Origin of the sequence: Chryseobacterium phocaeense (genome assembly GCF_900169075.1) — a bacterium.
GTDB lineage: Bacteria > Bacteroidota > Bacteroidia > Flavobacteriales > Weeksellaceae > Chryseobacterium > Chryseobacterium phocaeense.
Genome location: NZ_LT827015.1, coordinates 88,263 through 109,295, shown reverse-complemented (window position 1 = coordinate 109,295; position 21,033 = coordinate 88,263). Strand labels below are relative to the sequence as shown.

General features: G+C 33.5%; 21 protein-coding genes and 1 tRNA gene. 14 read left to right on the top strand and 8 right to left on the bottom strand.

All coding sequences use genetic code 11. The features are described 5' to 3' along the window. The first annotated feature begins 58 nt into the window (after nucleotides 1-58). From B7E04_RS07305 to B7E04_RS07285, 5 genes are all read left to right on the top strand, one after another. On the top strand, nucleotides 59-247 hold the full coding sequence (locus B7E04_RS07305; protein ID WP_080778071.1) for a helix-turn-helix transcriptional regulator: 189 nt from the start codon (nucleotides 59-61) through the stop codon (nucleotides 245-247). 2 nt (nucleotides 248-249) lie between these two features. Continuing rightward, the gene (locus B7E04_RS07300) at nucleotides 250-1,176 is read left to right on the top strand and encodes a hypothetical protein (protein WP_080778070.1); all 927 of its coding nucleotides are present in this window, start codon (nucleotides 250-252) and stop codon (nucleotides 1,174-1,176) included. 503 nt (nucleotides 1,177-1,679) lie between these two features. Continuing rightward, entirely contained in the window at nucleotides 1,680-2,060 is a 381-nt protein-coding gene (locus B7E04_RS07295; protein ID WP_080778069.1) for a hypothetical protein, read from the top strand. A gap of 13 nt (nucleotides 2,061-2,073) precedes the next feature. Then, nucleotides 2,074-2,439, top strand: coding sequence for a hypothetical protein (locus tag B7E04_RS07290; protein WP_080778068.1), 366 nt, complete (start codon nucleotides 2,074-2,076; stop codon nucleotides 2,437-2,439). An 18-nt stretch (nucleotides 2,440-2,457) separates the two neighbouring features. Continuing rightward, nucleotides 2,458-2,862, top strand: a complete 405-nt coding sequence (locus B7E04_RS07285) for a hypothetical protein (protein WP_080778067.1) — start codon at nucleotides 2,458-2,460, stop codon at nucleotides 2,860-2,862. 366 nt (nucleotides 2,863-3,228) lie between these two features. On the opposite strand, the gene B7E04_RS07280 is transcribed toward B7E04_RS07285, so the two are convergent. The 7 genes from B7E04_RS07280 to mce form a co-directional block, all read right to left on the bottom strand. After that, nucleotides 3,229-4,695 carry a hypothetical protein gene (locus tag B7E04_RS07280; RefSeq protein WP_080778066.1) on the bottom strand — a complete coding sequence of 489 codons (1,467 nt, stop codon included), beginning with the start codon at nucleotides 4,693-4,695 and terminating at the stop codon, nucleotides 3,229-3,231. Continuing rightward, on the bottom strand, nucleotides 4,695-6,356 hold the full coding sequence (locus tag B7E04_RS07275; protein ID WP_139785357.1) for a hypothetical protein: 1,662 nt from the start codon (nucleotides 6,354-6,356) through the stop codon (nucleotides 4,695-4,697). Before B7E04_RS07275 ends, B7E04_RS07280 begins: the two co-directional genes overlap by 1 nt. 1 nt (nucleotide 6,357) lies before the next feature. Then, nucleotides 6,358-7,401 carry a 3'-5' exonuclease gene (locus B7E04_RS07270; RefSeq protein WP_080778064.1) on the bottom strand — a complete coding sequence of 348 codons (1,044 nt, stop codon included), beginning with the start codon at nucleotides 7,399-7,401 and terminating at the stop codon, nucleotides 6,358-6,360. Then, on the bottom strand, nucleotides 7,401-8,027 hold the full coding sequence (locus tag B7E04_RS07265; RefSeq protein WP_080778063.1) for an alpha-ketoglutarate-dependent dioxygenase AlkB family protein: 627 nt from the start codon (nucleotides 8,025-8,027) through the stop codon (nucleotides 7,401-7,403). Before B7E04_RS07265 ends, B7E04_RS07270 begins: the two co-directional genes overlap by 1 nt. Nucleotides 8,028-8,472: 445 nt before the next feature. Next, on the bottom strand, nucleotides 8,473-9,705 hold the full coding sequence (locus tag B7E04_RS07260; RefSeq protein ID WP_080778062.1) for a site-specific integrase: 1,233 nt from the start codon (nucleotides 9,703-9,705) through the stop codon (nucleotides 8,473-8,475). A 178-nt stretch (nucleotides 9,706-9,883) separates the two neighbouring features. Further along, nucleotides 9,884-9,957 (bottom strand) — tRNA-Ile (locus tag B7E04_RS07255). A gap of 62 nt (nucleotides 9,958-10,019) precedes the next feature. Further along, nucleotides 10,020-10,418 (bottom strand): methylmalonyl-CoA epimerase, encoded by a 399-nt coding sequence (gene mce, locus B7E04_RS07250; protein WP_062652961.1) that lies wholly within the window; start codon nucleotides 10,416-10,418, stop codon nucleotides 10,020-10,022. A 94-nt stretch (nucleotides 10,419-10,512) separates the two neighbouring features. Here mce and rbfA point away from each other — a divergent pair, with 94 nt between their 5' ends. The 7 genes from rbfA (at nucleotide 10,513) to B7E04_RS07215 (ending at nucleotide 18,691) form a co-directional block, all read left to right on the top strand. Beyond that, a complete protein-coding gene (rbfA, locus tag B7E04_RS07245) occupies nucleotides 10,513-10,872 on the top strand; it encodes a 30S ribosome-binding factor RbfA (protein WP_062652962.1) in 360 nt (119 codons plus the stop codon). Nucleotides 10,873-10,876: 4 nt separating this feature from the next. Then, nucleotides 10,877-12,082 carry an ABC transporter permease gene (locus B7E04_RS07240; RefSeq protein WP_080778061.1) on the top strand — a complete coding sequence of 402 codons (1,206 nt, stop codon included), beginning with the start codon at nucleotides 10,877-10,879 and terminating at the stop codon, nucleotides 12,080-12,082. A 69-nt stretch (nucleotides 12,083-12,151) separates the two neighbouring features. Next, nucleotides 12,152-13,930, top strand: a complete 1,779-nt coding sequence (locus B7E04_RS07235) for an endonuclease (protein WP_080778060.1) — start codon at nucleotides 12,152-12,154, stop codon at nucleotides 13,928-13,930. 61 nt (nucleotides 13,931-13,991) lie between these two features. Then, nucleotides 13,992-14,729, top strand: a complete 738-nt coding sequence (locus B7E04_RS07230; protein ID WP_080778059.1) for a shikimate dehydrogenase family protein — start codon at nucleotides 13,992-13,994, stop codon at nucleotides 14,727-14,729. A gap of 73 nt (nucleotides 14,730-14,802) precedes the next feature. Continuing rightward, a complete protein-coding gene (locus B7E04_RS07225) occupies nucleotides 14,803-16,605 on the top strand; it encodes a DUF349 domain-containing protein (protein WP_080778058.1) in 1,803 nt (600 codons plus the stop codon). 63 nt (nucleotides 16,606-16,668) lie between these two features. After that, nucleotides 16,669-17,706: a bifunctional diaminohydroxyphosphoribosylaminopyrimidine deaminase/5-amino-6-(5-phosphoribosylamino)uracil reductase RibD gene (ribD, locus tag B7E04_RS07220; protein WP_080778057.1), complete on the top strand. Its 1,038-nt coding sequence runs from the start codon at nucleotides 16,669-16,671 to the stop codon at nucleotides 17,704-17,706. 379 nt (nucleotides 17,707-18,085) lie between these two features. Then, entirely contained in the window at nucleotides 18,086-18,691 is a 606-nt protein-coding gene (locus B7E04_RS07215) for an IMPACT family protein (protein ID WP_080778056.1), read from the top strand. Here B7E04_RS07215 and B7E04_RS07210 read toward each other — a convergent pair. After that, entirely contained in the window at nucleotides 18,688-19,398 is a 711-nt protein-coding gene (locus tag B7E04_RS07210) for a zinc metallopeptidase (RefSeq protein WP_062652970.1), read from the bottom strand. The genes B7E04_RS07215 and B7E04_RS07210 overlap by 4 nt on opposite strands. Before the next feature lie 105 nt (nucleotides 19,399-19,503). Between B7E04_RS07210 and B7E04_RS07205 the strand changes: the two genes are divergently transcribed. Both B7E04_RS07205 and B7E04_RS22105 read left to right on the top strand, forming a co-directional pair. Next, nucleotides 19,504-20,637, top strand: a complete 1,134-nt coding sequence (locus B7E04_RS07205) for a GTP cyclohydrolase (RefSeq protein ID WP_080778055.1) — start codon at nucleotides 19,504-19,506, stop codon at nucleotides 20,635-20,637. Nucleotides 20,638-20,803: 166 nt separating this feature from the next. Further along, the gene (locus B7E04_RS22105; RefSeq protein ID WP_165439419.1) at nucleotides 20,804-20,980 is read left to right on the top strand and encodes a hypothetical protein; all 177 of its coding nucleotides are present in this window, start codon (nucleotides 20,804-20,806) and stop codon (nucleotides 20,978-20,980) included. Nucleotides 20,981-21,033 lie beyond the last annotated feature (53 nt).

Sequence of the window (21,033 nt, the reverse complement as noted above, 5' to 3'; positions counted from 1 at the left end):
TGCAAAGTAATTACAGAAAGTTATTAATAACCAATCATTAACAATTTAAAATATTATTATGAGTATAAAATTCAATGAACTTTTAACATTATCTGAACTAGAAAAAATATTAAGAAGAAAAAGAACAACAATTTATAATTGGCGAAAAGATGGCAAACTTGTCCCTTATGGAATGAGTGGAAAAAGTCCACTATTCAGAATGGAAGATGTAGAAAAATTTTTAACCGACTCACTAAAAACTTATTAATTATGATAGACAACTTTACAATTAAACTTAACTCACAAGAATTCTGTGAGAAATATTTGCAATCAACAGGCAATTATACTCAATCGTCATGGATTAGAAAAACGAAAAAGAGTGACGAAAAAGAGATAATATATCCTCTTAAAAAGAAAATCAATAATATAGAATTGAGAGTAACCGAAAAGAATTCAGTATTAGGTAATTCTATCCATAAGTATTTCAACATCAACAATTATGGAGAAATACAAGGGAATCAAAATTACAATGATTTTACTTTCTGTTCTCTATTGGAAGCCATTGAACAACTGGAAATAGATTTCAAAGGTTTAAATTTAAATAATGGTTATCTACAAAGTTTAGAATTTGGATTTAACTTGCTTGTTGATAAAGAACCAAAGTATTACTTAAATCATAATTTTCTTTTATTCGAACATAAAGCTCCAACAATTAATAAATCAACAAATGCTATGAATTATAGGAAGTTTGAGCATAATAATTTAGCATGGAAGGTCTATGATAAAAAAACACAATATGGTCTTGAAAATAACCTTTTAAGGATAGAAATTGTGCTCGGTTCATCTGAGTTAAAGAAACTGGGAATTTACGCCTTAAATGACCTTAAAAACAAGGAAAATATATTATTGCTTTATTCAAAGTTTTTAGAGTCTTTTAAAGGCTTTACACTTATTGACAATAGATTTGAAAGAAAAGATTTAAATACTGAATTTACAAGCGATTTAGGTAACAGATTAGAGCCTTCTTATTGGAAACACAAAAGAGGAAGAAATAACCTTTGCAGAGACAAAGCAAAGCTAAAGGAGATGATAAAACAAAATAACCTCAACACAACAGAATTGTATATTACAGAATTGATAAAATCCAAGTTTAATGAGCTGTTTTATGACTGTAGTATTATCAATCAAGTTGCATGATTGGTTTTCAGTGATTGTATATAATAAAATATCAATCATTTGGAATTTTTTCTTTTTTTTAATGCTTTTCCAAATAGCATTTTAATTTCTCTAAATTCTCAATTTTCTAATATTTTTTGTCAGTAATCAGTAATCTCATTTTTTTACAAATGAGACAAGAAAAGGTTTTGACTCTATGTAACTATAAATTTTACAAAAAATATGATTTAGAGATTCAATTTGAATTAATATCTTTGCTACTTACTTCAACGAAAAAAGTGTAAACTTTTTGCTTTTTGTTATAGAGAATCGGCAAAATTCACATAATGACACAGAACGCAAACAGTTATCACCTTGTCTCATACGGCAAGGTCGATTCTCCTGTTTTAATGTGTCATTGGCTTTGCCGAGCCATCTATAACTTTAAGCATGGATTTTCGCCTTGCTTTTTTTGTTGCTATTAAGGGAAACCGTAAAAGTTAAAGGAATCTTTGAATTAAATTAACAAACTCTAAAGCAATATTATGAGAAAATTATTACTTACCTCGACAGGACTATTGATTGGCATTTTTACAAGTGCACAAAGACAAGGATGGATTGACCCTACAGACCAAGATTTTACGTACAAAGCTTTACAACAAAAGCAAAATCTTTATGATAATAATTTAAGGGCTGTTAATATCATGAAAAGCAGAGCTCTTAGTGATATAAGAAATTACTTTGAATATTTAAAGACAATTCCTAGATTGACCGAAACCCATAAAGCTAGACTTAATTATACTGATAAAGTATTTCAATTTATGCGAAGTTCTCAATCATGGGATTATTCTAATACAAATATGAGTAGAGAAATTATAGACTATTATACAAACGTTTGTAACGAGATTGAAAGTTGGAAAGATTAAAATCTAATGAATTATGAAAAAATATTATTTAGCTTTTTTATTATTGAATATATTAGTAGTAAAAGCCCAGAATTTCGATTGCAACAATTTTGATAGATATGAATTGAATTACATCTACAAACAAAATGAGAATAAATTCAAAGCTACATTAGGTGAGATAAACTACATGCAAAAAAGTATCGATGGGTTAGATATTGGGGTTATAAAACAAATTTGCATAAATAATTGGGCAGTCTATGATAAAAATGGAATTGAATACATGTATAAACGATTTCTTGATTCCAATGGCAGTATTGACAAAAATTATTATTTAAAAAATATAGGATACTTAGAAGTATTGAGTTATTTAAAATATAAAATTAAGAGCACAATAAAATAATCTTAATATAGTATTAATATGTCAAACTACATCTCTATTTTTAATTTAAAACTAATTTTCGACTACGAAATCTTTTCATTAGGTCAGGAATATCCATATTTATTAGACTGTATAGAACATGAATGGAGAAGGGATGATTCTGTTGATTTAAAAAAGATTATTGGAAATATTATTATTAGACATGAACATAATATCTCATATAAACATTTCAATCCTAATTATTTGAGTAAATTAAAAGAACTGAACGAAATTCAAAGTGATAAATCATATTTGAATTATATTAAGATTTTTAATATTATGGGATACTGTTTCGTCATTATAGTAAAGGAAAATACTTACAAATTTAAACTTGACAAGTTCCACAGAGCTTTACTTCAAAATAATATTGAGCAAATTATTAATAAATTCACTAAATGTAAGTAGATAGAAAGCACAAAATCAATTACTAATAAGTCTTACTCTAATTATTATTAGATTGATTACTTTCTGATAATATTTTCATTCGTTAATACTATTTGAATAAATTTAGAAAAACACATAGGTCTTACATGAAGTTTTAAAAAAAAATAATCCTCTCACTTTTAGAGGGGATTATTGACTTTAGTACACCTGTAACAACTTCAAAGGATTATTTTTAGTCTAAACCACTGATAATCATAAAACTTCTCATTACAAATGGTAGATAAAAAAGAGTTTTGTTACTTTCCTATCGCAATTGTTATCTTATCTTTCAGAAACAATCTTTTTCTTTTATTTTTAATTTATTTAAAAATTTTTATACAATTCGCCCTAAATAACACATTTAAAAACTCTAATAACTCTAGTCCATCCAGGGTTTTCTTGCCATTCACCTTTTTTACTATTAATATTCTGTAAAACTTCAAATTCAGGATAATTAGAAAAGTGTCTCATAAAAGCATTAAGTCTACTTGTCCGTAAGTCATCAATAAATGGGCTCACACAAACAAAATAATTCAATCCTTTAAAAGTATTATCGATTAATGAAAGTAATTTAGTTAATGAAATATGTTCAATATCAATTATGTTAGAGAATAAGTGTAAGTTGGGTAAATTTGGGCTTGAGGTGAAGTCATCTTCATTTAGGTTATCTAAGGTTTTATTAATCGTATTAATTTCTATTTCTGTAAAATAACCTTTCAAATGTGCTGCAGCTCTTTTTAATGCAATTTCAGACGGCTCTATAAGAGTAAAGTACTTAGATTTTGTTTGATAGCCATTATCATTTAAATAATCAAAGTAAGTTATTGTTGCCATAGCTTGACCGCATCCCCAGTCAATCACATTTAAAGTTTCATCAAAAATGGTTTTAGGTAAAGAATTAAAAGCTGTTATTAATTTGGCATAATGCATATTTCCATAACTATGCATATAGGCAAATAATTGTAGTTCCTCTGTTAATATACCTACTCCTCTTTTCAAAGAATAAAATATCGAATCATCTTGCAAATGCCTATATAAGTCTTGTGATATTTTCTTTATAGAATAAAAATTTTTATCAGTAGTCTTAAATAATTCGATATAATCACCCGAATCCTCTATTAATGGCTCAGGGTTAACAGGAGGTAATATAATTTCTCTATTTAGAAAAGCTTCTAATTTTTGGTTTATTTCAATAGGAGATTCTTTAAAATCTAGATTCCCATTTAAAATCTCTTGTATAAAGTTATCATTTAAAAATGAATTTGGGTCTTCACCAGCCGATGTTAATAATTTTTCTCTCAGTCTTTCTACACCTTCAATATTGAATCTGCCGAAATCAACTAAGAGTCGCACATAATAATTTACAATAGTTGCAATTAATTTATTAACACCATCTTCTTCTTCGTTGTAAGCTTGTGAAAGTAATCCGTAAAAATTATCATATCTCTCAAAATGTTGTTGTATTACATTTATACCTACAAGATAAAGAGCCGATGCTTTTAATCTACTTCCTAGGACAAAATCTGTATTAGACAATAATTCATATAATTGTTTAAATTGTGATGTTAATCCTAATCTTTCACAAGCATTAAGCAATAAGGCTATAAAAGTTAAACTATTATCATTTTTTTCTAATTCACTAATAAATGTAATGTTGTTAGATATATAAATTCTCAAATCATTCTTAATAGCAATTAACTCTGAATCTTTTTGAAGTTCAAAATAATCATAAACCTTACTTAAATTGCTAGCCAAATAATCTTTAAAAATCTGTGGGTCTTGCGAAAGTTCTTCTAAATTTTCAAAAAATTTCATCAAAGAATTATTTTATTATTTTTAATAAGTGATACTAGTTCGGTTATATTATCTTTTTTATACTTACTAATATTAGGAATTCCCAAAAATTTACCTACAGCTTTTAGCTCTGCAAGACTAAACTTTTCATAATTGACGGTTTTAACATACGAATCATTATCAATTATTTTACCACTTTTATCTATTTCATTTTTTATCGTATCATGTCTTTCAATCTCTTTAATATTTAAATCGTTTTTAAAACTTTTCGGTTCTTTTGTATTGGCTACCAAAAACCTATTATTAGTATCCTCAGTAGGAATATTATTATATTGACTTAAAAAACTTGAAATAGATTGATTCATTACATTTTCAAGCATATTTTTAAAAAATAAAACAGATTTCTCACTATCAAAACTCTCTAGTAAAAATGGAGGGATAGTATTTTTAGTATAATCAGCTAAAATTTTACAAATGTCACCCGAATATATATTCCAAAATTCTTTTGAGAAATTTTTTTTTGGAGGGTTTTTTATTAATTTATCCAAAATAATATAATAGTCTGACTTTATATTTTTAGTTTTTTGACTAACAAAAAGATTATCTAAATATGTAAAAGAATAATTTTCCTTTGAATTATTAAAGTAGAATTGATAAATACTCTCAATAATATAGTAATCTAACTTATCCTCAAGTTCAAATTTAACTTTCGTAAAACTTCCATTAGTTTTATATTTATTACGTAATTTTGAATATCCAGAATATAAGCCATATAGTAAAGATAACTCTTCTTTCTTCTCAGCGGAGATATTTCCATCTCTTAAAAAACCTATTAAGTCCTCTGTACTTTTACTTCTTCCTTCTCCATACGTATATAAAATAGCTAAATCAAAAGTCAAGGAATTTTTGTCAATCATATTCAAATTAATTTGACCTAATTTAATTTCGATATTCATTCCATTTTTTTTAGCAATATCTTTAATTAAATTTATATCAATATCAGTGTACAAATGCTTTTGTAATCCTAACCATTCATTATCTTCATTTTTAAAAATCCCTTTATATCTTTCTGAAAATTTAAGACCTAATCTATTTTCTTCTGATTTAAGTTGTTCTCCTATAAGTTTATTAAAATGTGAAAGTGTAGAAAAATAATTAAGTGGAAACTCATAATCAATCGGTGCTCCAATTTTCATAAAAGCCATCGCTCCTAAAACTTTATCAAATGTATTGACCTTTTTTTCAAACTCTAAATTTTCATTTTTTTCAAAATCACCTTCATTGTTATAGGGAATAAAATCTGTCCTTAAAGGATTTTCTAGTGTTGTTAGATGTGGAGGTATGAAACCATTCCCATTATTAACATTCCAAACGCTTACATCCATTTGCTTCTTATCAAAAAAATAAATTCTCTTAATTCTTGAAATTGGAAGTGGTTTGTTTAGCTTTGAAAAATTATCATCAATTATATTTAAATTTAGCTCTTCCTCTGTTAAAATTATTTCCACAGAGCAATCACAATTCTCTACCCATTTATTTTTTGATAAGAGAATAAAGTTTCCTGCCTTATCTTGTATATCTGTAGGTTTATTTTTGTAATATACAGAAGGTAATATAATTCCCTTACTAAAATAGAAAGCAAGAGTAGATGATTTAATAGGTATATAAATTTGATTTTTCATTTTAATATTCTTCAATTGTATATGTCTGAGACTGTTCTGTACCTAAAAGGTTTGGATGAATTTTTGAAGTAATTAAATATAGATTTCTTCTAGCTCGTGTAAGTCCAACATAATAATCATTCTCAGTTATAGGTGCTTTTGTCATATAAGTTATATTATAATCATATAATTGAAAATCAGGAATTATTACTGTATCAAACTCTAATCCCTTTGCTGATTTAAAAGTTGTTATATGAATATTTTCCAAACCAATGAAATCTGGCATTTTACTATGGTAATAAGAGAAATTTATATTAAGATTAAGGCTTTCTACTATTTCAGTAAAATTAATTACATCTTGTATTAAAGGAACCAATATCGCAAGATTATGTGTTCCTCTTAATATATCATCTCTAAACAAGTTAACAACATCAATTATCGCTTGATTTCTTTGAACATTAGTAGCTTTTATAATTATAGGCTTCCTCCCTATTCTACCATTTTCTAATAAATTAGTTAATGTGTTATGTGGAATAAGTTTATTCGGAAAAAAAGCACTACAAAACAGCATTATTTCATAAGAATTCCTAAAATTTTCACTTAGAGGATATTGTCTTGTAGTAAAAATTTCACGTAATCTATTTTCTGTTGTAGCCCTTTTAGGGTCTAAAATCTGTTGGTCATCAGCGCCAAAACAAACCCTATCAGCATATTGGACAATTTTCATGTTGTCACTCTCTTCTAAATCCTGAGCTTCATCAATAATAATCTCATATTGTTTAGTCGGTCTTCCAGCTAGCCACTCCAAAGTTCTTGTTACAGCTTGACCAGCATTTGCATTATTCTGCTGAGCATTCATTCTTAGGTAATGTTCTAAAGTTTTGGTATATGTCATTAAGAGACTACCATTACCTATATCATGATTTCTAATATGTCTTAATAAAGCAACCACACTTTTACCTGTTCCAGGACCACCTGCAACAGATATTGAATTAGGGTTATTTAATGCAGCTTGTTGTTCAGTTGTAAGTTCTGTAATTAAGGGAGGAATCCAATTATAAGGCATTATCTAATTGTTCTAAATGTTAAATTTATTCTCTCAGCCACTTTTTGATTTGTTTTTGGTACTTGATGTTGCCAAAAATGTTGAAGTTCACCCTTCATAATTAATAAACTACCGTGGGTTAAATTAATATCTATCTTTTCTTTAGTTTCTATATGTCTTAACTGAAATTTTCTTGTAGCCCCAAAGTTTACTGAGCAAATTACGGGATTGATTCCAAGTTCTTCTTCAGCATCACTATGCCATGAAATTGAATCATTTTCATCCCGATATAAGTTTAATAGAACACTGTTAAATTCAACGCCCGCAATTAATTGAATACTGTTCTTAATATCAAGCAATTCTTTAGTCCAAGAATTGGGAGTTAGTGTAATTCCAGAAAATGAATATGGCTTATCATTGTCACCATACCATGCTGTAAGCCTAGGAAATAAAATATGTTTTCCATACATTTTCATAGATTCTTGTTTCCAAAAGGTATCCTTTCTTAACTTTTTAAAGTAAAAATTACTTTCCAGTTCTGAAAAAAAATTGGGCAAAAATAAATATTCTCCATTACTAATAGAGATTAATTTAGGTTTTTCACCTTCATTGAATACATCATCAAAAAGGCTTAATTGACTTATCATATTACAAAACTACGTTTAAAAAGAGTAAAATTCATTAAAGTTTTTTATACAAAAATCGCTTTACTAATTTACATAAAATCATTAAGACTTTTTAAATATACTTATTTGATTAAATGTTTTCGTTTTCTTTATTCTATTTTTAATCCTAAACAAATTCACTAAATATCTGTTCTTTATTAAAGTCAAAATATTTTGCATGAGTCCACAATATTATTAAAATATACTGTAAAATAAATTTTGCCTGTATATATTTATTTTACAACCATATAGACAACAATACCCCCTATTAATTTAAATCTATGGTATACCCCCCTTGAAATTAAAGTTATTTATCTCTGCTTGATTGAAGAATTTGAAAAACTTATAAAATTTATTTTTCATTTATATTAAGAGAAGCCTTTCTTGCATAAGAAAAGTTTTAACTTTCATTTTAACAGAATATAATTTATATAGTATCACTCCAAGCTTTGTTTAATTTTTTAACATTATCATTATCAGCAAACTTTACATAGTTTTGAAAAACTCCAAAATCCTCGTGACCTGTGATTTGCATAATTTCAAGAGGTTGCAACCCCCTATTCAAGCAACCAATAATAAAATATCTTCTACCATAGTGAAATGTAACCCAATCATACAAGGGTTTTACAACTGCAATAACATCCCCTTTATAATCTTTTTCATTGATAAGAATTTCTTCACTTATCTCAGCTTTTATAAGGATTTTTGTTAAATGTTTATTACTTGTCTGGTTTGTATATCCTTTACCAACACCATAAAGGTCATTAAATTCCTTTATATAAGAAACTGCTTTAACTGACATTGCAATTATATCAGGTCTGTTTTTCTTAGTATTTTTAAAATGATATTTACCATTCTTTATATTCTTATAATTTATGTCTAGAACATCCGAATGCCTTAATCCAGTAAGGCAGCTAATACAAAACAACCTACGTGTTATATCTAAATGACCGTGATTACTAAGGTCAAGATTGAGTATTTTTTTAAAATCTTTTTCTATAAAATCTACAAACTGTCCCTTCTCATGCTCTCTTTCTAATTTTTCAAAAATTTTATTAGTATGGTGATTTCTATCATACATAAATTTTAGAAAGGATTTAATATTCTTAATTTGCTTTGACCTCGTATTTGTTTTCTGCTTACAAGTCATTTGTAAATAGTTCATAAAACCATCAAAAAAACTAATATCTAAGTCATCAAACAATAAATCCTTTTTACTCATAGTAACCGAATAAGATTTTAGATGATTTCTCAGCGTTGTATATGCCTTAACCGTTCCTTCTTTAAGATTTGATTTTCGTATTTCTAAAAACTTATCAAATCCTTTGTCTACTGTCAAATCAATTTCAGAGTTTTCAAATTTCCCAGACAAATACGTTCTGACCTCATCAAAAAATTTAACTGTCATCGATTTATCATTTTCAATGAAATTTTTAGTATATAAATCTAATATCTTAGATTGTATAGTATTAAGGATTTTATTAAAATTTAATGCATTTGGAGCATTGGATTTAATTCTCTGATTATTTATATTCCAATATTTCGGGTTAATTTTCTGTGTAGTGGAAAATTTCGTCCTTTTTCCATTTAGACTAACAGTAACCAAGATTAATGATTCTTTTACTGAGTTTGGTTCTTTTAAATAGAAATTAATTTTCATAATAATTACATTAGGGACACTTTAATTTACGTTAGGGACACTAAAGGAGACACTATTTTATGAATATAATTAAACAATCTTGAAAATAAATATACAAAAAAAATCCTTGCATTACTTATGAATACAAGGATTTTAAGTTTAACTGTGTTCAGTTGTTTTTAACTGTTTTCAGTATTTGTGGTCCCACCTGGGCTCGAACCAGGGACCACCTGATTATGAGTCAGGTGCTCTAACCAACTGAGCTATAGGACCTCAAAACTTGGTTAAATTTTGTGCTTGCAAAAATAGCAAAATTTCTTTCACCACAAAACTTTTTATTGCTTTTCTTGACAAAGTTCTACCAGTACTCCATTCGTGGATTTTGGGTGTAGGAAGACAACTAATTTGTTATCAGCACCTTCTTTCGGTTCCTCGGAGATAAACTGGAAACCTTCTTTTTTCAGTCTTTCCACTTCTTCCAGGATATTTTCTACGCCAAACGCTAAGTGATGGATGCCTTCGCCTTTTTTATCGATAAATTTGGAGATCGGACTTTCAGGATTACTGGCTTCCAGCAGCTCAATTTTGCTTTCTCCCGTTCCATAAAAAGAAGTGACTACCCCTTCCCTTTCCACGGTTTCTTTTTTGTAGGATTCTTTTCCCAGCAGTTTAGCAAAAAGTTCATCCGAAACGCCTAAGGATTTTACCGCAATACCAATATGTTCTAGCTTCATAAATACTAATAAATATAATTAAATCGTAAATTTGATACCGGAGCTGAATTTCAAAGGTATCAATTCAAACAAAAGTACTAAATTTGCACAACTTATGGAAAGTAACAGACAAAGAAAAGTAGCACAGATCATCCAGGAAGACTTCGCGGAGCTTTTCCGCAAACAGGCTTCAGAAAGTAAGCAGAGTATATTGGTATCCGTTTCGGATGTGAAAGTATCTGCAGACCTGGGAATTGCTAAGATTTATTTAAGCATTTTCCCGCAGGAGTTTCGTTCTGCGGTGATGAAGGAAATTGAAGAAAACAAACCTCAGTACAGAAATTTTATCGGCCAGAAAATGGCAAAACAGGTTCGTATCATTCCACAGCTTAATTTCTATCTGGATACCGCTCTTGATGACGTTGAAAGACTGGAAAGAGAATTAAGAGGCGAAGGCGACAATCCGGTTTTATAAGGTCTTGAAGAATATTGCATTTTACATAGCATCCAGATACCTTTTGGCTAAAAAAGGAAGCACTGCCGTTACGTTCATTACGTGGCTTTCGGTAGGTGCCATGATGGTTGCCGTAACTGCCATGTTCGTGATTATATCCGTATTCTCAGGGCTTGAAGTTCTGAACAAAGATCTGATCTCCAATCTTCACGCTGACCTTACGCTGAAAAGCACTTCAGGAAAAACAGTGAAAGATCTGGACAAGGTGACCGCTGCTTTGAACAGCAATAAAGCTATCAGCCATTTTTCCCGTGTCATTGAGGAAAAAGTATATGTCAATTATAAAGGTAAGGGGGATATTGCGTATTTAAGAGGAGTGGATTCTGCGTATACCAGGGTTAATCCTATTGACAAAGATGTATTCTATGGAACCTATCCGAGTTTCAAATACTCCAATGAAGTATTGATGGAGACCAACCTGCACAACCGGCTTTCTATTCCTATAGATTCCAGCAGCAGCTATGCAACCATCTTCATGCCGAAACCAGGAACCGGCATCATCAATAAGGAAGAAGACATCTATAACAAAAGGGATTTTCTCGTAACCGGAGTTTTCCCGGGGAAAGAGCAGCTGGACAGCTATATCATTGCACCCATAGAACTTACCGAGGAATTGCTCAGCTTACCAAAAAAATCAGCGTACCAGATTGTAGTTAAATTAAAGAATCCCGAAAATGCTGATGCCGTAAAGCAAAGCCTTCTGAATTCGCTGGGGAAAAACATCGAAATAAAAACCAAGGAAGAAGAAAACGCAGCCTTCTGGAAGATGATCAATACAGAAAAAATGTTCATCTACCTGATTTTTGCACTGGTAATATTCATTACTACCTTTAATTTAGCGGGAGCCATCATTATTCTCCAGCTGGATAAAAAAGAACAGTCGAGATCTCTGGTTTCACTCGGCTTCCCGATCAGCCATTTAAGAATGACCTATTTCTACACCGGATTGCTTATTGTGATTTCCGGTGTAATCTCCGGCTTAATCCTTGGAACTCTGCTCTGCTATTTCCAGCAGTATACAGAATTTTTCAGAGCCAATGAAATCCTTCCTTTCCCTGTAAAAATCGTTGGAAAAAATTATCTTATTGTAGCGTTCACTGCTTCCCTTTTCGGAATCATTATTTCATGGTTCTTTTCCAAAATCGGCAAAGACTATATTACCAAAAATTAATACACTGATTTGAAATAAAATTCGCTCCATTTTCAATTTTGCGTACCTTTACGGCCCAATTTTTTTGAAATGAAACGAATTCTATTCTTTTTTTCGCTGAGTTTTGCAATTATTTTTGCATCAGCACAGGCACCTGCCGGTTATTATAACAGTGCAGCAGGTTTAACCCTTGCCCCGCTTAAGACAGCTCTTAAAAACATTATTAAACAAGGGCATCAGGACCATGGCTATGACGGCTTATGGACGGCTTATGCCACAACAGACCGTGACTATTTTTACGAAAATGACGGAAAGATCTTAGATATCTATTCCGAAAATCCTAACGGACCGGATCCATATACCTTTAATTTAGGAACCAACCAGTGTGGGCAGTACTCTAACGAAGGAGATTGTTACAACAGAGAACATATCGTTCCTCAAAGCCTTTTCAACCAGGGATTTCCAATGAAGTCGGACGTTCACTTCATCCGCGCCACAGACGGAAAAGTAAATGGAATGAGATCCAATTATCCTTTTGGAAAAGTAGCAACAGCTTCTTATACTTCCGATAACGGATCCAAACTTGGAAATTCTGCATCGGCAGGATATAGCGGAACAGTATTTGAGCCAATAGATGCTTTCAAAGGTGATGTAGCCCGAATGATTTTTTATTTTGTAACAAGATACGAAGCAGAGCTTCCGGGTTTCAGTACCGGAAATATGCTTGGCGGATCTTCCTACCCGGGACTTCAGCAATGGGAACTGAATCAGCTTCTCGCATGGCATGCTGCAGATCCTGTATCTGCTGAGGAGGTAGCCAGAAACAACGCATCATATACTTATCAGGGAAACAGAAATCCGTTTATTGATAACCCCGCTTACGCCAACCAGATCTGGGGAACTCCTGTAATAGATACGCAAGCTCCTACAGCTCCTACTAACCTGATCACGCAAAATCCTACTTCCAATACCATATCTCTGAGCTGGACAGCCGCTACGGATAACATAGGTGTGGCTTCATACGATGTATATGCCGGCGGAATATTAAAAACCTCCGTTTCAGGAACTACTGCAACCGTTTCAGGACTAATGCCGTCTACCACTTACACATTCCACGTCATTGCAAAAGATGCTGCCGGAAACCCTTCTCCTTCCAGCAATACTGCCGATGGAACAACCCTTGCAGGACAACCTGGCGGAACAAGCTGCGGGACTGAAAACTTTGAAGGTATTCCTAACGGCGGAAACGGATACGGAACCAGAACATGGACAAACGCCGGTATTTCATGGACTGCCACCGATGCAAGAACAGACCAGACCATTGCAGGAAAAGCCATTACTATCAGAAACGGTGAACTAACCAGTTCTACTATTTCAGGAGGAATTCAAAGTTTAACGCTGACAACCCAGCTAAAATTTGGAGGAAGCTCCGGTTTTTTCAATGTTCTTATCAATAATGTGAATGTAGGTACAATTCCTTACAGTGATACACAGGAGACCACAACTATTAACAATATTAATGTAAGTGGAAATATTGTTATTAAGCTGACGAATTCATCCACATCAAACAGAGTGGCACTTGATGATCTCACATGGACCTGTGCTGGAACACTGGGAACTTCCGATGTAAAAAAAGACAATTCTGAATTCACAGTGTACCCTAACCCGGTTAAAAATAATGAGCTGTTTGTAAAAGGTAAGAACCTGAGTACTATTTCAAAAGCTGAGGTCTATGATCTTTCCGGAAAGCTGATTGAAGTGATCTCCCATCCTTTCAAAAACTCTGTTAAGATCAACCTTAAGGGACTTACCAAAGGAAATTATATCTTAAAAACAGACCGTTTCTCTACCAAATTCATCGTAGATTAAAGTCTAAAAAATATTTAATAACGAAGACCGGTTTATCCGGTCTTTTTTATATTTTTGAGGTATGGATTCCAATAAAAAATTAGGGCTGATAGGAAAGAACATTTCCTATTCCTTTTCCAAAAAATTCTTTGAGGACAAGTTCCACAAGCTGATGCTGAAAGACTTTACCTACGATATTTTTGACCTGAATGAAATACAAGAAGTGGAAAACCTGCTGACTGATCCGGCGTTACTTGGCTTTAATGTAACCATCCCTTACAAAGAAAAAATTATTGATTATCTTGACGACCTTAGCGACGAAGCAGAAAAAATCGGAGCGGTGAACTGTGTTTTAATCAGAGACGGAAAAAAAACAGGGTATAATACCGATGCTTACGGTTTTGAGAAAACGTTGCTTCTTCACAGAAAAGCATATCAGGACAAGGCTTTGATTTTAGGAAACGGAGGCGCTGCAAAGGCAGTGAAATATACGATGGACAAGCATGGAATCCCATCTGTGGTGGTCTCCAGGAATTCAGAAATCAATTTTCAAAACCTGGACAGCGATACGGTGCGTGATCATAAAATCATTATCCAGTGCACACCGGTAGGTACGTTTCCCAATGTAGAAGACTGCCTGGAATTTCCTTTTGACGGAATCACTTCTGAACACCTGATCATTGATCTGATTTACAACCCGAACTATACCCAATTCATCATAAAAGCATCAGAAAAAGGAGCCAAAACAGTGAACGGTTATTATATGCTTGAACAGCAAGCAGAAAAAGCTTGGGAAATTTGGAATTTTCAAAAAAAATAACCTAAATTAGTACCTGAATTGGCTTCACAGCTATATACAAAAGGATTAACGCCACTCACATAAAAGATTTGCTATGACTACAGAAAACAATCTTTCTGAAAACGAAGAAAACAAAAATTCTGACGAAGTATCTCAGGAAGAAACCTCAGGAACCCCCGTTTCTCATGATGAAAGTGCTCATGATGACACTGAACATCTGGAAGAGGAACATGCCGAAGAGATCTCTCTGGCTGATGCTTTAAAAGAAATGGAATCTATCATCAACTCTGCCAATGCCGGTGAGAAATTCAAAAGATTCAATCTGTTAAAAGAAAAAGCAAGTCATTACATCCATGATGAAGTGGAAGACAAAAAGCATGAATACACGGAAGCCGGAAATGCTCCCGAAAATTTCAGCTATGAGCATCCTTCGCAATCCAGACTCTCTGCATTAATCAATATTTTCAGGGAAAAGCATGATACTTACCAGAAATCTCAGGAAGAGGAGCAGAAGAAAAACCTGGATCACCGTCAGAATATCATAGAAAGGCTTAAAAATCTTTATACCAATTCTGAGCCGGGAACCAATCTTTTCAAATCCATCCGTGAAATCAAGGAAGAGTGGTCAAAAGCCGGACAGGTTGCCAAATCTGAATTTAAAATCCTTAACAATAATTATTTTCACCATCTGAACCAGTTTTATCAGATGCTGGACCTGAATAAAGAATTTCTGGAGCAGGAATTCAGCCATAATCTGGAGAAAAGACAGCACATCATTGCAAGGGCTAAAGAACTGGAAAATGAACCGGTGATTCAGAAAGCCCTAAACGAGCTTCAGTATCTTCATAAGCTATGGAAAGAAGAAGCAGAACCTGTAGCTGAAGAATTCCGTGAAAAAACATGGGAGGAGTTCAAAGAGATTTCCAATAAAATCCACGAAAGAAAATCTGAACTTTCAGCAGCGATCGAAGGAGAACAGAATGATAACCTGGAAAAGAAAAACCAGATCATCGCAGAAATCAAAAAGCTGTCTGAGCCTGCTGAAACGCCTAACCACGGTTACTGGCAGAATTCCATTAAAAGAGTGGAAGATCTCCGTACCGAATTCCTAAAAACAGGAAGTGTTCCAAGAAAGCTTTCCAACCAGAACTGGAATGATTTTAAAACGATTCTGAGGGGTTTCAATACCACCAAGAATAATTATTATAAATCCCTGAAAGGCTCCCAACAGGCCAATCTGGAAGAAAAACTAAAACTGATCCAGACTGCTAAGGATAATATGAACAATGAAGAATGGGATATTGCCGTTCCTTTATTCAAAAAGCTTCAGGAAGACTGGAAAAAAGTAGGACATGTTCCAAAGAGTATGACCAATAAGATCTGGGACGAATTCCGTGATGCCTGCAATACATTTTTCAATAATTACAGGGAGAAAAACAACGCTTCCAACGACAACTGGAAAGAAAACTACAAGCAGAAAAAAGAAATTCTTGAAGATCTGAAAACCGTATCCAATGAAGAAGGCAGCATCGAAAGGATAGAAGCCATAAAAACCGCCTGGAACAATATCGGGAAAGTACCGAGAGATAAAATCTCCATCAATACTGAATTCAACAGGACGTTGAGAGAAAAGCTGAAGCTGAATAAAATCAATGAGCTTGAACTTAAAGAGGAAGGATTAACGGAAAACCAGCTGACAGACAAAGCAAGAAAGATCAAGAGCCAGATCTCCGACCTGGAAGCCGAAATTGTCAAACTGGAAAACAACCTTGCATTCTTTAAAAACCCGACCAAAGACAACCCTCTTCTGAGAGATACTTTCAACACAATCGACGAGAAGAAAGCCCATCTGGAAACTTTAAAACAGAATCTTCACAGCATTATTGCAGGAGATTAATCTATAAAAAATTATCAATAAGGCGGAGCAAAGCAATTTGTCTTCGCTTTTTCTTTTCACCCTATGAACAACGACGAATTATATATTAAAAGATGCATTGAACTTGCCCGGAAAGCCTTGGGAAAAACTTACCCTAATCCCCTTGTCGGAAGTGTAATCGTTCACAATGGGAAGATTATCGGGGAAGGTTACCACCACAAAGCAGGTGAAAACCACGCAGAGATCAATGCGATCAATTCTGTAGAAGATAAAAGCCTGATTCCTGAATCTACCATTTATGTTTCGCTGGAACCCTGTGCCCATTACGGAAAAACTCCGCCGTGTGCTTTAAAGATTAAAGAACTCGGCTTCAAAAAAGTAGTGATCGGTGCTATGGATTCTCATGATAAAGTGAACGGCAAAGGAAAGAAAATCATTCAGGATGCCGGCATTGAAGCCGTTTCCGGAATCCTTGAAAAAGAATGTATTGAATTAAACAAACGATTTTTCACGTACCACGAGAAGAAAAGGCCTTACATCATCCTCAAGTGGGCAGAATCAGGAGACGGATTTTTAGATAAGGACTTCCGTCCCACTGCTATTTCTAATTCATTGGTCAATCAATTGGTCCATCAGTTAAGAGCCGATGAACATGCCATATTGGTAGGAACACAAACTGCTTTAAATGACAATCCGGGTCTTACGGTAAGACATGCTGAAGGAATAAATCCTGTGAGAATCCTTATCGACTTCGATCTGAAAGTACCGTCCCATTTTAAAATATATAATGATGAAGCCCCTACCCTGATCATCAATACCCGAAAAGAAGAAGCAGTAGGGAATATCAGATTCATTAAAGCCGGAAAAGAGAATTTCCTGCAAAACCTGATGGATGTACTTTATAAAGAGCAGATCCAGTCCGTGATCATCGAAGGCGGAAATTATACACTCCGGCAATTCATTAATGAAGATCTTTGGGACGAAGCTATTGTTATCAGAAACGAAGAATTAAAACTGGAAAACGGTACAAAGGCTCCACTGCTGGATGTACAGCCGGAGGAAATTAAAATATTCAGGGATAACTGCGTTTCTATTTATCGAAATAGCAGCCAAGCAATTTAACATAATAAAAATTCTCGCAAAAATTAGATTTTAAATCAATAACAATAAGTAACTTCATGGTGAATTAAAACTTTGAACTCAAATTATTATTAAGATGAAAAATCTAAAAAAAACGTTCAAGAGTTGGCTTAAAAAGCATTATCGGAGGAGCATTTGTAAACTGTACACTTCCAACAGGAGAGCCTACAAGATGCAGAGATAAATGTCCTGAGGATTTTTGCGGTCCTACAAACTACATGTGTCTGCTTCCATCGGATTATTGTGGATCATAGGAAGGACCTGTCATAAAAAATAAAAGAAGCCGTCAAAGTTTGACGGCTTCTTTTGTTGCATAAATTAGGTCGTATTTTATACTTTTGCATTGATAAAGCAGGCTGAAATGACGTTTGAATATAAAACCATAGAAAAACCCATAGAAAATACCTTATTAAAAGAAAAAGGAAGCAAGTTCATAGGATTTGCCTTTCCTGTTAATAATGAAAAAGAACTGAAGGAAGCCCTTGATAAAATAAGAACAGAACATCCGAAGGCTACTCATCACTGCTATGCGTTCAGAATGGGGCTTGAAGGCGAAAACTATCGGGCCAATGATGACGGTGAGCCTTCCGGAAGTGCAGGGCTTCCCATCTACAATCAGCTTTTGGCCCATGAAATCACGAATGTTCTGGTGATTTCGGTACGCTATTATGGAGGAACAAAACTTGGGGTTTCCGGGCTGGTGAAGGCTTATAAAGAATGTGCAAAGATCACCCTGGAAGAAGCCCACATCATCACACGGGAGCTGGAAACTGAAATTGAAATTCAGTTTAATTTTAACCAGCAGAATACTATTTTCACCCTGCTTTCAAAATATGATGCGAAGGTTTTGAATTTCGATGCCAATGAAAACTGCATCCTCACCGCTTCGTTAAAACTGGCTCAAAAAGAAAGCATCTCAGACAAATTGTCCGAGATGCAGTATGTTTCATTTAAATTTGTTGATTAATCCCTTCTTCCTCCCAGCAGCATAGATCCCCAGTAAAGAAGCTGTGCCAGAGATCCGATGGCGGCAACAACATAGGTTCTCGCTGCCCACTTCAGACTGTCCTGGACCCCTACAAATTCTTCCTGTGTAACCGTACCGGTATCTTTAAGCCATTTCATCGCTCTGTTGCTGGCATCGTACTCCACTGGAAGCGTTACAAAAGCAAAAAGTGTAGTCATAGCAAACATAGCCACTCCTATCGCCAGAACCGTAGTATTTCCGTTCGGATCATCAATGGATCTGGTTGCAACCATTATCCCGATCCCTGCGATAAGGACAAACTGCATTAAATTAGAACTTATATTGACTACAGGAACCAGTTTTGAACGAAGATTCAGCATCGAATACCCCACGGCATGCTGTACCGCATGTCCGCATTCATGGGCTGCCACCGCAGCAGCAGCGGCATTTCTCTGCATATAAACTCCTTCCGAAAGATTCACTGTTTTATCTGCAGGATTATAATGATCTGTTAGCTGTCCGGGAACTGAAATTACCTGTACATCATTGATCCCGTTATCTCTAAGCATTTTTTCCGCTACTTCTTTCCCTGATAAACCGTTTCTGAGATGTACATTGGAATAATATTCAAATTTTGATTTCAATCTGGAGGAAACCCACCAGCTCACCAGCATTGAAATACCAATAATGATATAATAACCCGTCATTTTATATAGATTTTTTGTGTTTAATTTTAAGCATAATGATGTAAAAACTGTGCCAAAGTATTACATTTTATTATTTATATTTGTCCTATAATTACCCTCTTACATATGTCTGAAATTTCCGTTATTGAAGTGAAAAACCAGGATGAATTAAAACAATTCGTAAGGTTTCCGATGGATCTCTATAAAAACAATCCTTATTATGTTCCTTCTTTTATAAAAGACGAATTCAAAATATGGGATGCCAAAGAAAATCCGGCACTGAATTATTCGGAATCCAAACAGTTTCTTGCGTTAAAAAACAACAAAGTGGCTGGAAGAATTGCGGTAATGATTAACCATAAGGAAGAAAAGGAATTAGGCATAAGAAAGGTACGCTTCGGATGGATAGATTTTATTGATGACAAGGAAGTCTCCAAAGCTTTAATTCAAAAAGCAATAAATTACGCCAAAGAAAATAAGATAGATAAAATTGAAGGCCCGATGGGCTTTACCAATCTGGATAAAGCCGGAATGCTGACCATGGGCTTCGAGAAACTGGCTACCATGATCGGGATTTACAACCATGCTTATTACCCGGAACATATGGAAGCCCTGGGACTGACCAAAGAAAAAGAATGGGTGGAATATGAAATGAACTTCCCAAAAGTTCTCCCCGAAAAAGTGGAAAAATTCAGCGGACTTATTGCACAGAAATACAAACTAAAAGTACTTAATTTTAAGTCGAAACAGGAAATCCTGCCTTTTGTAGAGCCTATGTTTAAACTGCTTGATGAGACATACAAGCATCTTTCCACCTACACTCCTATTTCCGAAGAGCAGATTAAGACCTATAAGGAAAAATACTTCCCGTTTATAGACAAAAACTACGTGATCTGCGTGGTAGATGAAAACAATCAACTGGTTTCGTTTGCTATCACCATGCCTTCTTATTCAAAAGCGTTACAGAAATCAAAAGGAAAGCTGTTTCCGTTCGGATGGTGGCACTTTTTACAGGCCGGAAAGAAAAATGACCGTGCCAATTTTTATCTGATCGGAATTCATCCCGAATACCAGAGACGTGGCGTAACGGCTATTATATTCAAGGAAATTTTCGTCCGTTTTACCAGCATGGGTATCGAGTTTGCAGAAACCAATCCCGAACTGGAAGAAAACAAAAGTGTCCAATTGCTGTGGCAGGATTACAACCCGGTGAACCATAAGCGAAGAAGAACGTACACGTTGAATATAAGTAATGAGTAATGAGTAATGAGGGATGAGTTATAAGTGATGAGTTATAAGTTATGAATAATAGTCATTTAGTGAATTATTTTGAATTTTAAACTAATAACTCAACTTTTCACTTATCACGAAAAACTTTTAACCCAAAAATCACAAATCCGCAACCCGCAACCAGAACCCTACACCCATGAAACCACACCTTATCGTTTTTGCAATCCTTATCGCTGTATTCATTGCTTACAATTTTTTCTTCCGGATTGAAGATGACAGGACGAATACTGTAGTGAATATACTGCTTGCCAGCATTCTTTTTGGATACATCTCATTCATGGCCTACTCGCTTTTGAAAAAAATGAAGAAGTAGCAGTTCATTACGTGCTTATTCTTATCTGAAATGAAATATTTATCTTTTAACAG